The following is a 13,801-nucleotide window of genomic DNA, read 5'->3' on the forward strand; positions in this document are numbered from 1 at the left end:
ATAAAAGCTTTTCCCCTCTAAAGGGCGAAAAGCTCCGCGGTACCACCTTTTTTGCCAATCGTTAAAAAACTCATGGCACTCTTAGCGCGTTAACGGGCTGACCGTCAGAGAGTACTCCATTCCCCTCTGCCCCTCCTGTGCGACCCTAGCGCGACTGTGAAAAACCTTCCAGCAAAACGGTTTTTCTCTCTGCAACAGCCTTTACCCTCTATTCCTCACATTCATCGGGTTTTCTATCTCACATCTTTGCCTAAATATATTAACATTATACTCAGGGTCTGATTTCTTGTCAAAATCTCTGTTTCTACCCCTCCCCAAGCATAATATTCTATGGTAAAATAAAGCAAAGTTATAATTATTTTGAGAAACAAGTATATCTGTAAAATTCTAACATATATAATCGTTTTATCCTGTTACCTGCATAGGAGGCGTACATATGGAAAATTTTCTGGAACGATTCGGCCAATTCTTTTTTAAACACTCCCGCATTGTCCGCTGGTGGTTCAATTTAGGTCTGGCGGCTAAACTCATTATCGCTTTCTCAATTAACGCTTTAATTACCTTAGCCGCAGGGGGAACTGTGTATTATTTTGTTAAAAAAGGAACAAACCTCCAGCACAATATTGGCATGGTTTTAATTTTAACGGCAGTCGCAAGCGGATTTATCATTCTTTACGGTTTGTATATCGCCTTTCTTACCGCTACCCCGCTCAGACGGGGGGTTCAATTTGCCAAGGTTGTGGCAGAAGGAGACCTAACTCCCGATCTTTACTGTATGACTGAAAACGATGAAGTCGGCCACCTGTGCAAATCCCTGAACAAGATGCTTGAAAGCTTTCGCTCCTTAGTGGGGAACATTTCCCACAGCGCGGATATTTTTGCCGATTCTTCTTCAGTGCTGTCCGAGCGCGCAGAAGCGACAGCTCAAGCAGCCCAGCAAGTCGCCTTGGCTATCAACCAAGTCGCCTTAGGCTCTCAGACCCAGGCTAACAGCGTTCAGGCCATTTTAGAAGCAGTCACGGAAATGTCAGCTTTAATCCAGAAAATCGAACAAAGCATATCACAGGCCGACAAAGCATCCGGTGTGGCCTTGCAGGTAGCCAATGAAGGCAATCACTCCATCGCCAAGACGAATGCCCAAATGAATCACATCCATCAGACGGTGGCTGAAACCGGGGAGATTATCAGTGAGTTAGGAGAAAAATCTGCTTCCATCGGCTCCATAGTCGAAACCATTAAAACCATCTCCGATCAGACCAATCTCTTAGCCCTCAATGCGGCTATCGAGGCCGCCCGGGCCGGAGAACACGGGCGCGGCTTCAGTGTCGTCGCCGAGGAAGTGCGGAAACTGGCTGAACAGTCCACCCACTCCAGTGCTCAAATCGAACAGATCATCCATGATATTACTGTAAATGTCAGTAGGGCCATTACCAGCATGGATGCTGAAAAAGAAGTGGTTCTCAGCGGAGCCCAAGTGATCGAGGATGCCCAGAAAGCCTTTGTCCGCATTGTCGACAGCACCCAGGAGGTAAACCGCCACATCCGGGAAGTTTCCGGATACAGCGAACAAATTGCCCTCCGCTCGGAACATATTACCAAAGAAATCACTCAGGTAGCCTCAGTCAGCCAGCAAACGACCGCTCAGACCGAGGAAGTCGCCTCCAATAGTACAGAACAGCTCAGTTCCATGCAGGAAATTAACGCCTCCACCGAAGAGCTGTCTAATGCAGCCCAAGAATTGCAAGCTGCCTCCCGTAAGTTCAAACTTATATGATTCTTGCCTCGTGCATCGATCCTCCTGTCTCAATTACGCCCGTTCAACTCCCGTAACCTCAGCCGTCCATTGATCGAGGGCGACTAAATCATTGGGTCCGACTTCCGCCAAGGATGTTTTGCCCAGTCCGCGAACGGCTTCCTCCATTTCCAAGCCCATTGATTTTATCGCATTGACCACACTTTTAGCTGCCAGATCAACATCGAGGCGGCTTTTATATTTGGAGTCATAATACACAAGCTGGGTTAATGGTTCCCAGGGCATAACCTTCCCGATCTGCTTGTGCACTAAGGCAAAGAGAGGCACCGTCCCTAAATACACGGCATCTGCTCCCAGGGCAATCGCTTTTAAGCACTCGCCCGGAGTAAAATATCCGCCTGCAACAATGACGCTCACTTCATGGCGCACTCCTTGCTCACGTAAATAACGGATTGTCTTGCTCAGCGCCAGAATGGAAGGAATTCCGAAATCATCCTCCATCGTAGGGGAGGAACCGTGGGTTCCTCCCTGTGAGCCACCGATCACCAAAATGTCAAATCCCGCCTCAATGGCCACGGCCAGATCCCGTTCCAGATGCCCGCCAGCCATCATTTTGAGGCCAATTGGTTTTCCCCCCACTTGCTCCCGCAACTCGGACACATATTTCGGCCAGTCCCACGGATTAGTAATACCGGCCACCACCGACCCTCCCCGCCCGGATTCGACAGGGGAAATCCCCATCAATTTTTGGGCCCTCCCCTTGATGGTAACCGGGTCGATGAAATGGGTTCCTATTCGGGCTCCCTGGCCCATTTGCACTTCTATCATATCTGCAGTGGCAATCGCCTCAGGGTTTGTGCTCCAGGGGGCGCGCGCAATCTGCCAGATATACTTTCCGGCTTCCGAACGTTCCTCGGGCAAAAAAGGACCTTCCCCTGAATTAATAGCTGTACCCAACTCTTTGGCAGCCCTGGCTAACGCTTTTTTGGCCTCCTCAGACAGAGCCACCCCATAACCCATACCCGAAATCAGAAGCGGCATCGCAAGGGTCAGCGGCTTGGCCGCTCTTGGACCCAAGGTCACCTTCATATCCACCGGGACTTCTCCTTCAACCGGCAAGCGGGCCATCTGTGCCGGAATAAACATGAGATGGTCATAGCCGGGGAAAGGTTTCGGGGAACCCAGGGGACGCTTAATGATTTTACCCTCTTCCGCGCGCAGGCCAAGCTCGATTACATTGCGCAGCGATACCCGCTCCAGAGCGGTCCAGAGTTCTGCTAAGTTTTCAGAATACTTATCCTGCAGCAACCTGCCCACGACCAGAGAAAACAGCCTTTGCACAAGCTTACGGAAAAGGATCTTGCCGCTGACAAATAGGATTACGAGCAGAATCGCCCCACCCACGAATGAACCGGCAGCCGCCAAAAGGATAATTAAGAGGGCAGTATCTATCTAGTTCACCCCCATTGATTATTTTCCGGTTGTAACCTAACCCGGCATCATTCGTAGTGTGTGACCCCGTCTGCCAGAATATGCATTTTTGGTGTTTAACCGATTCTTTTGATCCCGCCTATTTCCTCCTCCCACCAGGGATGAGTCCTATCCAGGTTAACGGCATCTGTCCGGTAATCATGGGCTTGGTCTTGGAGGGAATTTGCTTGGTTTTGATCATCGTTTGCCAGGTCTGGATAATCATTCGCCCAGTCTTTTCCGTTATCTGATTTGCCTCCATAGTTAGAATCCTCGTACCGGTAATCCCTTCTCCTGTACGTTTCATAACTACCATCCACTCTGCCGTTCTCTCTGTCGTATTCACGATCATATTCTCGATCATATTCCCTGTTGACCCTCCAACTTTCCCTATTCCCTACAGGTCTTACCTTTCTCCCACCGCCAACTCCTGTGCCAATCACTCCGCCCAAGCCACCGAGCAAAGCTCCTTCCGCTAAAAGCTGAACAACACCGGCACCGCTCACCGGAGCAAATAAGGCCAGCAACAGGGTGCTCACTGCAACATAGCCCGCACCGGCAACCGCACCGATCATCCAATGTCCTCCGTCCCGCGCGGCCCGAAAACCCCCAATTAAACAGCTCAAGAAGAGCCCGACATCTACCAGGCTTGTAACTTTTAGTCCGCCAAGCCCCATCGTCTCCCAAATCACTCCCCCGAGCAAGGTCAGGAGAGTAACCAGTAAGCCTGTACTAATCCCCCGTAAAATTGCTGTTCCCATTAAAATCCCCCTTTTTTAAATATCTCAGCAGATGTTGCCGAAATAGCACTTATTGTACAAAAGGTTAAGAAAATTTCGCAGTTCATTCTCAAGCATTCTGAATTCTGACTCCTGAATTCTGAATTCTGACTCCTGAATTCTGAATTCTGACTCCTGAATTCTGAATTCTGACTCCTGAATTCTGATTACCTATATTAATATTTACGAGGAAGTTGTCCAAGATATGCCACATTTATCCATGCGCCACTGAAATGCTCCCTGAATATAGTAAAGTGAAATCAGCAAACAAGGAGGATTCCTATGAACTACGCACGATATGTAGTACAACCTGGGGACACGATCTACAAGATCGCCCGTGCTTACAACGTGGAAATGACCGAGATTATTAAGCTAAACCACCTCAAACATCCTGACCGCATTTATCCCGGGCAAGTGCTCTTACTCCCAATCGCAGATATGGAGGGACCACTGCCCGGCGAAATTCCTGAACCAAACTTTACTTATGCCGCCTGGCTCTACGAAATTTATGCCGGGCAAGACTCTGAACTTACAGCCATCACTACTTACCTCTATCAAGCAGTCGTCCTTGATCGTCCGGAATTCGACTCCTTACTGCGCCCCATTGCCTACGATGAAATGCGCCACCTGGATCAAATCGGCACGGCTTTGCGCCATTTAGGCGTCGATCCGAGATATGGTGCTTTTAGCCGGGGACACTGGGTCGACTGGCGGGCCAAGTACATTAACTACACTACCGAGCTCTGCACCCTGCTTGAACTGGATATGCAGGATGAAGCCAAAGCCCACCGCCATTACCTGGATCTTTGCCAGAAAATCCCCATCCCTGAAATCCAGGGGATTCTCTCGCAAATGGCGGCTGATGAAGCCCGCCACTGTCAATGTTTCGCCGACGCCAAAGCCCAGTTCTGCGGAGTCGAGTGCGCCCCACCCATTCCGCAAGTACCCATGATGCCCGAAATGCCGGAAATGGCCCCCGAGATGCCGCAAGGGCCGCCCCCCGAAGGCGGAGCAGGCTGATTTAGCCCTTTTCAGCTGGCGCCGGATTAGGTATACTAAAGCCGTTGCGATTTCGCAACGGCTTTAGTCTTTAATTAAGATAATGAAAGACTTTTACTAGATGAATGAGTTGGCAGGCTGCACAGCTTAGCGAACCGTCCGAGCAGAGACGTAACTCTCCGGTGGAGAGTTACGCCGAAACCGCTTACTCTCAAAGAATGCTGTACGGCTGAGGACTCGTTAAGCGAGCGAGTCGACGCAGCGTAAACGCACCGACGGGACTAGTCCACGGAAACAAGTGCGTTAGTCCGGGCAAGGACTAACGGGACTGATGCCACGTGTGCCATGGACGGCACACAACGCGGCGCACATGCAGTAAGCATAAGGGTTTCGGATGCGTTAGCGTAGTCGACGAGCTCGATCCTTCGGCGAACAGCTTCACGCTGTTCGAGCATCCGGCGCGTGGTACGTTTGTCTACAGTGTAGACAAACGCCGAAGCCGCATCCCCCGGAGAATCACTTTGCGGCGAAGGATGCGGGCTGTGCAGCCTGCCCCGACCCCAACTCGAAAGGAGCACCTTTATCTATGCAAGCTAACCGGCGCTACCTGGCCGACCTATCCTTAATCGGAGTCACCCTGGTCTGGGGAGCGACATTCGTGGTCGTGAAGCGGGCTATTACCGATCTGCCGCCCTTTCCTTTTCTCGCCATCCGCTTCGGGCTCGCCTTTCTCAGCTTGCTCCCCTTCGTCTGGCTGCAGCGCCGCCATTTGAATAAGCGCACCGTCTTTCAAGGCCTTGCTCTTGGAATCTTCCTCTTTGCCGGTTATGCCTGGCAGACCATCGGGCTCCAATACACAACCGCATCCAATGCCGGTTTTATCACCGGCATGTCGGTGGTGCTTGTCCCGGCCTTAGTTACCGTATCCACCAAAAGCCTGCCCCGCCCCGGAATGATGCTTGGTATTGCCAGTGCTGCCATTGGGCTGGCTTTGCTCTCACTCGGGGAGGGCTATGTCCTGAACCGGGGAGATGCGATGGTGCTTCTATGTGCCTTCAGCTTCGCCCTGCACATCTTCTTGGTGGGGCGCTATGCCCCGGAAGGCAATGCCACGGTGTTGGCCGCAGTCCAGATCCTGGCCGTCAGCATCTTAAGTGCCGGCGCAAGCTTTATCTTGCCCCAGCCGCCCCTGATCTTCTCTGGCTCCGCCTGGTTCGGACTGCTGCTTACGGCCATTCCGGCAACTTCCCTGGCCTTTTTCCTGCAGACCAAAATGCAGCAATTTACCACTCCCACCCATACCGCGATTATCTTTTCCTCTGAACCGGTCTTTTCCGCCGTCTTCGCCTATTTTCTGGCCGGGGAAGTCCTCTCAGATCGCGGCCTTCTGGGCGCAGCCCTTGTTCTTAGCGGGATGCTCCTGGCGGAGCTCACTGGAACTGAAAGCGGAGCGCGTTTATCAGAAAAACAAGGTAAAAGCCGCCTCCGATTAGCAAGTAAGCGGGAAAGATAACCCCTTTGCGCCTCAGGGCCAAATAGGGCATCAAAGCAGCGCCTAAAGCCAGCAAGGCACTCAAAAGAGCCAGTGAATCCAGCACCCAGGGAGTAAACAGGATTCCCAGGGCAGGGATGACTGAGCTTTGAAACACCATGGCTCCGGTAATATTGCCCAAGGCCAGAGTATCCTTGCCCCGGCTCAGCCAGAGTACACTGTTAAACTTCTCCGGCAGTTCCGTGGCAATCGGAGTAATAATTAATGAAAGCACAAAGGCCGGAATCCCGGTGGCCAGGGCCACTTCCTGCACGGCACCCACAAACCCGTGGGCGCCAATTACAATGGTCAGTAAAGCTAAAGCAATTTGACCGAGAATTAGTGCAGTCGCCGGATGGTGTGACCGCCGCGCCAAATATAACGGAGGCAGGTTTTCATGTTCCTCTCCTCCCCCCTGGCTCGAGCTTAACGTCTTAATGACATAGACTGCATAAAAGATGAGTAAAACGAAAGCAGCCCCGGTCTTTAGGGAACGGCTGGGCAAAAAGGAAGCCAAAATTGCAATCGAATAGACGATCAGAAAAAAGCTAAGATCTCTCTGCAGCACGGAACGGTCAAGTAAGAGCGGCCGGTTATGTCTGCGAAAGATCAAAACGGATGTTCCCGCAATAAAAAAAGCCAGAGTTGAAAGCATGAACGGCGCTCCCAAGATCGCACCGATACCGACCTCGGCCCCATGCCCCCCTCCGCCGCCAATAAATGCAATAATCGGCACCATGGTTTCCGGCAAGGCGGTTCCAACCGCCGCCAAAATACTTCCGACCGCACCCGCGCCCAAATTCAGACGCTGGCCCAGCCACTCGACCCCGTTCGTAAATCCTTCCGCTCCAATAAGAATAATCCCTAAACTCAAAATAAGAATTGCTACATCTTCCAAGAATCTCCTGCTCCTTCTTAACTTATCTCCTGACTCCTGACTCCTGACTACTGACTCCTGCGAAGAGCAAGTATCTCCTCAACCGCTTCGTGCAGTTCCTCCACACCGTCTCCCGTTTGCGCGGAAAAAGAGATGATCAGGTGCCAATCCGGAAGTTCAAACGCTTTGGCGATAAGGCTTAAATGGTGGGCCCTTTTCCCCCGGGCGATCTTATCCGCTTTGGTAGCCACTACCAAAGTCGGCAAACCCTTAAACCGAAGCCATTGATGCATTTCCCGGTCCTCTGTGCTGGGTTCATGACGGATATCTACAATCTGAATCACTGCCGCCAGGTTCGTTCTCTGCCCCAGATAGGTTTCCATCATGCGGCCCCAGCTTTGTTTGACCCCCTTCGCCACTTTGGCATAACCATAACCCGGCAAATCCACAAAAAACCAGGATTCATTAATGCGGTAAAAGTTCAGGGTTTGGGTTTTGCCTGGGGTGTTGCCCGTACGCGCTAAGTTGCGGCGGCCGAGAAACCGGTTAATCAGGGAAGACTTGCCTACATTTGAACGCCCGACCAGAGCAATCTCCACTGCATCTCCGGCCGGGTATTGGGCTGGGTTCACCGCTGAGGCGACATACTCAGCCTTCTGAATCAGCATGTTACTCTCTCCAATATACTATATTCCGTCTGCCTTAAAGGTCGTGAGTTCCAAGTCCTGAGGCGGCCGCTGAATCCGGGGTTCCCCGCTGGGAAGCGCTCCCTGACCCAAGACCGGATTTAACGGAAGATTTTTGGCGTATTGCTCTGACTCCGCCACCGGCAGCAAAGCTAAATCTAAGACCTCTTCCATGCGTTTGACGAAGTGGAAGTCTAACTGTTCGCGCACATTTTCCGGAATCTCTTCATAATCTTTGCGGTTTTTCTCGGGCAAAAGCACTGTTTTAATTCCGGCGCGGTGTGCAGCCAGCACCTTTTCCTTCACCCCGCCGATCGGAAGGACGTTTCCTCTAAGGGTAATCTCCCCGGTCATTGCCAGGTCGGACCGCACCGCCCGTTTGGCCAAAGCGGAAGCAATCGCAGTGGCCATGGTAATCCCAGCCGACGGTCCGTCTTTCGGAATGGCTCCCTCCGGAACATGAATATGCAGATCCACCTTATCGTAGAAGTCTTCCGGAATCCCCAGTTCCCGGGCATGGGCGCGCACAAAGGTCCAACCGGCCTGGGCTGATTCTTTCATCACATCTCCCAGCTTGCCGGTAAGGGTGAGCATGCCTTTGCCCGGCAAAGGCGTCACCTCAATGGTAAGCACATCTCCGCCCACTTCGGTATAAGCCAATCCGGTAGCCGCTCCGATCTCCGGGTTGAGCGCCGCCATTTGATATTGAAAGCGCGGTGTCCCTAAGAGGGTTTCAAGGTCATTTTCCGTGAGGGGATGGGCAGTCCACTCTTTTTTCACTAAACGGGTCGCCACCTTGCGGCAGAGTGCCGCCACTTCCCTTTCCAGATTGCGCACCCCGGACTCGCGGGTGTATCCCTGTACTAATTTAACCAAGGTTTCATCCGGAATCGTGAAGACCTCTTCACTTAACCCGTGCGCTTTCAACTGTTTCGGTACCAGATAGCGTTTGGCAATGTTAACTTTTTCATCCTCGGTATACCCGCTTAAAGAGATAACCTCCATCCTGTCAAGCAGAGGCCGGGGAATGGTATGCAGGGTATTGGCCGTCATGATAAAGAGCGTACGCGACAGATCGAACGGAACCTCAAGATAGTGATCGGCAAAGGTATGATTTTGCTCGGGGTCTAAGACCTCAAGCAGTGCGGATGCCGGGTCTCCCCTGAAATCCGAAGCCAGCTTGTCAATCTCATCCAGCAGGAACACGGGATTACGGGTACCCGCCGTGCGCAAGCCCTGAATAATCCGTCCGGGCAAGGCTCCGATATAGGTCCGGCGGTGCCCGCGAATCTCCGCTTCATCCCTGACTCCGCCCAGAGACATGCGGACAAACTTGCGGTCCAGAGCCCGGGCCACCGATTTAGCCAGAGAAGTTTTGCCCACACCCGGAGGCCCGACAAAACAAAGAATCGGGCTTTTCATTTTCGGAGTGAGTTTGCGGATAGCCAGAAACTCCAAAATCCGCTCTTTGACCTTTTCCAGCCCATAATGATCCTCGTTCAAAATCTCTTCGGCCCGCGTCAAATCGGTCTTGTCCTTGCTCATCTTGGTCCAGGGGAGAGCGATAATCCAATCAAGATAGGTTCTGACCACCGTTCCCTCAGCCGAAGCAAGCGGCATCTTTTCCAGACGCTCCACTTCTTTTAAAGCTTTTTCTTCTATTTCTTTGGTCAGTTTGGCTTTGGCAATCTTCTCCCTGTACTCATCCGCCTCGGCTTGGCGCTCATCCTTATCTCCCAGTTCTTTTTGAATGGCTTTCATTTGCTCGCGCAAATAGTATTCCTTTTGCGCCTTTTCCATCTGTTTTCGCACGCGCAGACCGATCCGGCGCTCCAACTCCAAGATCTCAATCTCACGCATAATAAGTTCGGTTAAACGTTCCAAACGTTCTTCCACATCGAAGGCGTCCAGAATCGTCTGTTTATCCACAACCTTGAGATTCAGATGGGAAGCGACAATGTCGGCCAGCCTCCCCGGTTCTTCCACGGCCAAGACCGTGCCTAAGGTCTCGGTCGGAACTTTCTTGCTGAGTTTGGCATATTCCTCAAACTGGTGGGCTACCCCGCGCCGCAAGGCTTCTAAATCTGCTGTTTCCCCAGGTCCTTGCTCCGGCTGTTCCTCGATGACCACTTTGAAGTACGGTTCTTCCTGCAAATAATCCTCAATCCGCCCGCGGGATATCCCTTCCACCAGCACCCTCATGGTCCCGCCGGGAAGTTTTAACAGCTGTTTAATCTCAGCCAAAGTTCCGATTCCATAAATATCGTCCGGATTGGGAGAATCAATCTCTGTCTCCTTTTGCGAAGCCAAAAGCACGATCCTATCTCCAAGCATGGCTTCGTCTATGGCCGCAATTGACCTTTCCCTGCCCACGTCCAGATGAATCACCATATATGGAAAAACCAAAATTCCTCTGAGCGGGAGCAACGGCAATTCGCGTCTTTTGCTCATAGGCATTATCCCCCCTGTCAATCAGCCTTCTGCTAAAGAAAACTCGGCTGGCGCAGAATCCTTGACGAAGCGGCAGCCACAGTTTTTCTTATGCACCTTCAAAGAATGCTTTCTGATATGCTTAGCGAAAAAAGCACACTAGAGCTAGTGTGCCATTCTATATCTTTTACTATTCTAACATGTTTTACCTTGCTCAGGCAAACTCCCCCGCACAAAGTCAAGACGCGAGAGCACCTCTTCCAAGGGCGGCCTGATCTCCAGCCGCTCAACGCTTGGCTCATCCAAGAGGACAGCGGCTAACACCGGGGCCAGCTCCTCCACCGGGATGATTTCCATCCCTCCGGCCATCTCCACAAAACGGTCTTCCCAATTTTCCTTGGGAATAAACACTTTGCGGCAGCCGGCCTGACGGGCAGCCTCGATTTTCGCGCTCACTCCCCCCACCGGTTTCACCCGGCCGCGAATCGACAATTCCCCGGTCATGGCCGCATAGCGTTCAACCCGTTGTTTTTGAATGGCGGATACGACTGCGGTCGCAATCGCGATCCCGGCAGAAGGCCCGTCCAGAGGGGTCCCCCCGGGGAAATTGACATGGATATCGTAATTCCTGGGGTCAAGCCCGATTTGCCGCCGGATGACGGTTAACACATTCTCAATCGAACTCCTGGCCATGCTCTTGCGCCGGTACTTATGCCCCCCGCTTCCCTGCTCTTCTTCCTCCACAATCCCTGTGACCAAGAGCTGGCCGCTGCCGGGAGCCACCGGCTGGGCCGTTACTTCCAGCTCTGTCAGCACGCCCAGATCCGGCCCGTACACGGCCAACCCGTTTACAACGCCAATCTGGGACTCAGGCGGAATCTTTTTGTCCGGACGCGGGACATAATGCCCTGAGGAAGCAACCCACTCCACAATCGCTGAGTCAATTTCCGTTTTTCCTTCGGTCTGAGCCACTCCGGCGGCCAGCTGCACCATGTTAACCGCATCCCGGCCATTGGTGGCATAGCGCTTGACCACTTCGACCGCAGCTTCCGAGATCGGAACCTCAATTTTCCCGGCCGCGCCCCGGGCAATTTCACTGATTTCATTCGGCAGCAAGGCCCGGAAATAGATCTCCATGCAGCGCGAACGGATTGCGGGCGGAATATCCTCCGGACTGCGGGTAGTCGCACCGACTAAGCGGAAATCCGCCGGCAGCCCGTGCTGAAAAATATCGTGAATATGGGCCGGGATATTCGGGTCTTCCGAACTGTAATAGGCACTCTCCAGAATTACCTTGCGGTCTTCCAGAACTTTCAAGAGCTTATTAATCTGTATCGGGTGCAGCTCCCCGATCTCATCAATAAACAAAATCCCGCCGTGGGCTTTGGTTACCGCCCCCGGCTTGGGCTGCGGAATCCCGGCCATCCCCATGGCTCCTGCTCCCTGATAAATCGGGTCATGCACGGAACCGATCAGAGGATCGGCAATCCCGCGTTCATCAAAACGGGCCGTCGCCCCGTCAATTTCCGTGAAGCGGGCATTCTCCTTAAACGGAGACAACGGATTTTTCTTCGCCTCCTCCAGGACCAAACGGGCAGCCGCCGTTTTCCCGACCCCGGGCGGGCCGTAAATAATCACATGCTGGGGATTGGGGCCGCATAAGGCAGCTCTCAGGGCTTTAACTCCTTCTTTTTGCCCTACAATCTCCTCAAAATGAAGGGGCCGGGTTTTTTCCGCCAAAGGAGTAGTGAGAGCAATCTTGCGCATCTTCTCCAGCTTCTCCAGCTCCTTGCGCGACTCCCGCTCAACCGCTACCTTCGTCCCCTGCTGGGATTTAAGCATACCCCAAAAATACAAGCCGATTACTACTGCAAAAATGAGTTGGACGATCATCACAACTCCGCTTAAACTATTCAAACGTCTTTCCCTCCCGTGACATTGTCCATCATATATTATTGCCAGGGAAAAGGAAAAGAAACCAGCAAGCGTTACTTATTGATTCTCCAAAATAAGGTCCCAACTATTCTGGTAGGATGTTCAGGATTTGGAACCATATCTGGTGGATGGTTGTAGCTTATCCATGAATCATGAATTTCTAGGTTATTTGGCAGAAATATTCCATCTAGTACATCAGCCACTCGGAACATATTTATTTCTTGTGTCTCAAACTTATAATACTTTATATCACAATCTATCGGATAACTGGAATAGAGATCATACCAGGCAATTTTTCCGTTTGCGATGGAAGGTCTATAATATAAGGATTTATTTTCGATGTTTAATATGGTATTAAATTCAATTTTCTCAGTCTTTAAGTCGTAGACCGAAAGCTGTATTTCGTGTTGATGACTTGTGCGCGACATCCAGGCAACATAATTTCCCCAAATTGTAGGATACTCTGAATTTAATTGTTCTGAACCTATTTCTGATATTTTTTCAGTGGTCATATCATATAAAAATATCTTAGAATTACCATTAGATAAGTCCCGAACATGCCAAACCATATTCGCTTTATCTAACTTAGGAGGACCATAATACTTTTCTTTTACATCGTTTTTTTGGAGGGTTTTAACAGTGTTGTTTGTAAAATTAAATAATAATATCTGAGAATCAAGTTTGCCATTTTTATTAACAACAGCCTGGTTTTCGTAAAGGGAGATAACCGGGAAATCGTCATTTGCAAGATTTAATATCTGTCCTTCATCCAATAATTTGATTTCCTTTGTGTTCCGATTAAACTTATATATTTTCCATTTATCGGTATCAGCTTCTACCCAAACAACCCATTTCTTGTTAAAATCTGCGTTTATTATTTTATAACCTCGTTCTGCCTCAATCACTTTGCTTGCCGAGAAGCCTTTCATAGTCTCTCTTAAAATGCTTGCTGAATCCAATATGTAAATTGCTGGGTAAACTCGGAAAGCAAAGTTTGATTTTTTGCTAAAGTTTTCGTCATATAAAAGACTTAATATCTCTCCATCTTTATTTATTGCCAGAACTGAAGCAAGCTTACGAATAATGTAAGTGGTTGAATCCTCATTGCTTAACATGTTCCTATCGGCAAACATTTTTACATCTTGCGGAGGAGAAATTGAACTGATTAGTAAATCAAAGTTTGGATAAGTATAAATCTGATTTCCCCTGGAACAACCAGTTAAAAGTATCAGGCAAATCGTTATAAAAGCCAAGATTCTTAATATAACTAAATCATACTTAATCTTAAAACTCACTCTTTTTCACGTCCTTTAAAGTGAATTTAGTTAATGAATCTACGAA

At 50.6% G+C, this 13,801-nt stretch carries 10 protein-coding genes and 1 other annotated feature; of the genes, 3 read left to right on the forward strand and 7 right to left on the reverse strand.

The annotated features are described in order from the left end of the window. Nucleotides 1–17: 17 nt before the first annotated feature. Nucleotides 18–234, reverse strand: a binding site (T-box leader). A 202-nt stretch (nucleotides 235–436) separates the two neighbouring features. Beyond that, nucleotides 437–1,774, forward strand: a complete 1,338-nt coding sequence (locus tag J0X21_RS04555; RefSeq protein ID WP_206811009.1) for a methyl-accepting chemotaxis protein — start codon at nucleotides 437–439, stop codon at nucleotides 1,772–1,774. A gap of 33 nt (nucleotides 1,775–1,807) precedes the next feature. Here J0X21_RS04555 and J0X21_RS04560 read toward each other — a convergent pair whose 3' ends face one another. Together J0X21_RS04560 and J0X21_RS04565 are read right to left on the reverse strand one after the other, a co-directional pair. Then, nucleotides 1,808–3,205: an FMN-binding glutamate synthase family protein gene (locus J0X21_RS04560; RefSeq protein WP_206811111.1), complete on the reverse strand. Its 1,398-nt coding sequence runs from the start codon at nucleotides 3,203–3,205 to the stop codon at nucleotides 1,808–1,810. Between the two features lie 95 nt (nucleotides 3,206–3,300). Next, a complete protein-coding gene (locus J0X21_RS04565; RefSeq protein WP_206811010.1) occupies nucleotides 3,301–3,984 on the reverse strand; it encodes a TIGR04086 family membrane protein in 684 nt (227 codons plus the stop codon). A gap of 300 nt (nucleotides 3,985–4,284) precedes the next feature. On the opposite strand from J0X21_RS04565, the gene J0X21_RS04570 reads away from it, so the two are divergent. After that, entirely contained in the window at nucleotides 4,285–5,022 is a 738-nt protein-coding gene (locus J0X21_RS04570; RefSeq protein ID WP_206811011.1) for a LysM peptidoglycan-binding domain-containing protein, read from the forward strand. Between the two features lie 565 nt (nucleotides 5,023–5,587). After that, nucleotides 5,588–6,514: a DMT family transporter gene (locus J0X21_RS04575; RefSeq protein ID WP_206811012.1), complete on the forward strand. Its 927-nt coding sequence runs from the start codon at nucleotides 5,588–5,590 to the stop codon at nucleotides 6,512–6,514. On the opposite strand, the gene J0X21_RS04580 is transcribed toward J0X21_RS04575, so the two are convergent. The 5 genes from J0X21_RS04580 to J0X21_RS04600 form a co-directional block, all read right to left on the reverse strand. Then, the gene (locus tag J0X21_RS04580; RefSeq protein WP_206811013.1) at nucleotides 6,432–7,430 is read right to left on the reverse strand and encodes a sodium:calcium antiporter; all 999 of its coding nucleotides are present in this window, start codon (nucleotides 7,428–7,430) and stop codon (nucleotides 6,432–6,434) included. The two genes, J0X21_RS04575 and J0X21_RS04580, sit on opposite strands and share 83 nt — an antisense overlap. 47 nt (nucleotides 7,431–7,477) lie before the next feature. After that, nucleotides 7,478–8,077: a ribosome biogenesis GTP-binding protein YihA/YsxC gene (gene yihA, locus J0X21_RS04585; protein WP_206811014.1), complete on the reverse strand. Its 600-nt coding sequence runs from the start codon at nucleotides 8,075–8,077 to the stop codon at nucleotides 7,478–7,480. Nucleotides 8,078–8,095: 18 nt separating this feature from the next. Further along, nucleotides 8,096–10,546: an endopeptidase La gene (gene lon / locus J0X21_RS04590; RefSeq protein ID WP_206811015.1), complete on the reverse strand. Its 2,451-nt coding sequence runs from the start codon at nucleotides 10,544–10,546 to the stop codon at nucleotides 8,096–8,098. Between the two features lie 174 nt (nucleotides 10,547–10,720). Further along, nucleotides 10,721–12,418 carry an ATP-dependent protease LonB gene (lonB, locus tag J0X21_RS04595; protein ID WP_407947627.1) on the reverse strand — a complete coding sequence of 566 codons (1,698 nt, stop codon included), beginning with the start codon at nucleotides 12,416–12,418 and terminating at the stop codon, nucleotides 10,721–10,723. A gap of 95 nt (nucleotides 12,419–12,513) precedes the next feature. Beyond that, nucleotides 12,514–13,755, reverse strand: a complete 1,242-nt coding sequence (locus J0X21_RS04600; protein ID WP_206811017.1) for a hypothetical protein — start codon at nucleotides 13,753–13,755, stop codon at nucleotides 12,514–12,516. Nucleotides 13,756–13,801: the final 46 nt, after the last annotated feature.

Source organism: Paradesulfitobacterium ferrireducens (assembly GCF_017310645.1).
In the GTDB taxonomy this organism is placed as follows: domain Bacteria; phylum Bacillota; class Desulfitobacteriia; order Desulfitobacteriales; family Desulfitobacteriaceae; genus Paradesulfitobacterium; species Paradesulfitobacterium ferrireducens.

What these genes read in the sequence shown, in the direction of transcription:
- J0X21_RS04570 (WP_206811011.1), top strand. Translation starts at nt 4,285, where the DNA reads ATGAACTACGCACGATATGTAGTACAACCTGGGGACACGATCTACAAG.
- J0X21_RS04575 (WP_206811012.1), top strand. Translation starts at nt 5,588, where the DNA reads ATGCAAGCTAACCGGCGCTACCTGGCCGACCTATCCTTAATCGGAGTC.
- J0X21_RS04555 (WP_206811009.1), top strand. Translation starts at nt 437, where the DNA reads ATGGAAAATTTTCTGGAACGATTCGGCCAATTCTTTTTTAAACACTCC.
- yihA (WP_206811014.1), bottom strand. Translation starts at nt 8,077, where the DNA reads ATGCTGATTCAGAAGGCTGAGTATGTCGCCTCAGCGGTGAACCCAGCC.
- lonB (WP_407947627.1), bottom strand. Translation starts at nt 12,418, where the DNA reads ATGATCGTCCAACTCATTTTTGCAGTAGTAATCGGCTTGTATTTTTGG.
- lon (WP_206811015.1), bottom strand. Translation starts at nt 10,546, where the DNA reads ATGAGCAAAAGACGCGAATTGCCGTTGCTCCCGCTCAGAGGAATTTTG.
- J0X21_RS04565 (WP_206811010.1), bottom strand. Translation starts at nt 3,984, where the DNA reads ATGGGAACAGCAATTTTACGGGGGATTAGTACAGGCTTACTGGTTACT.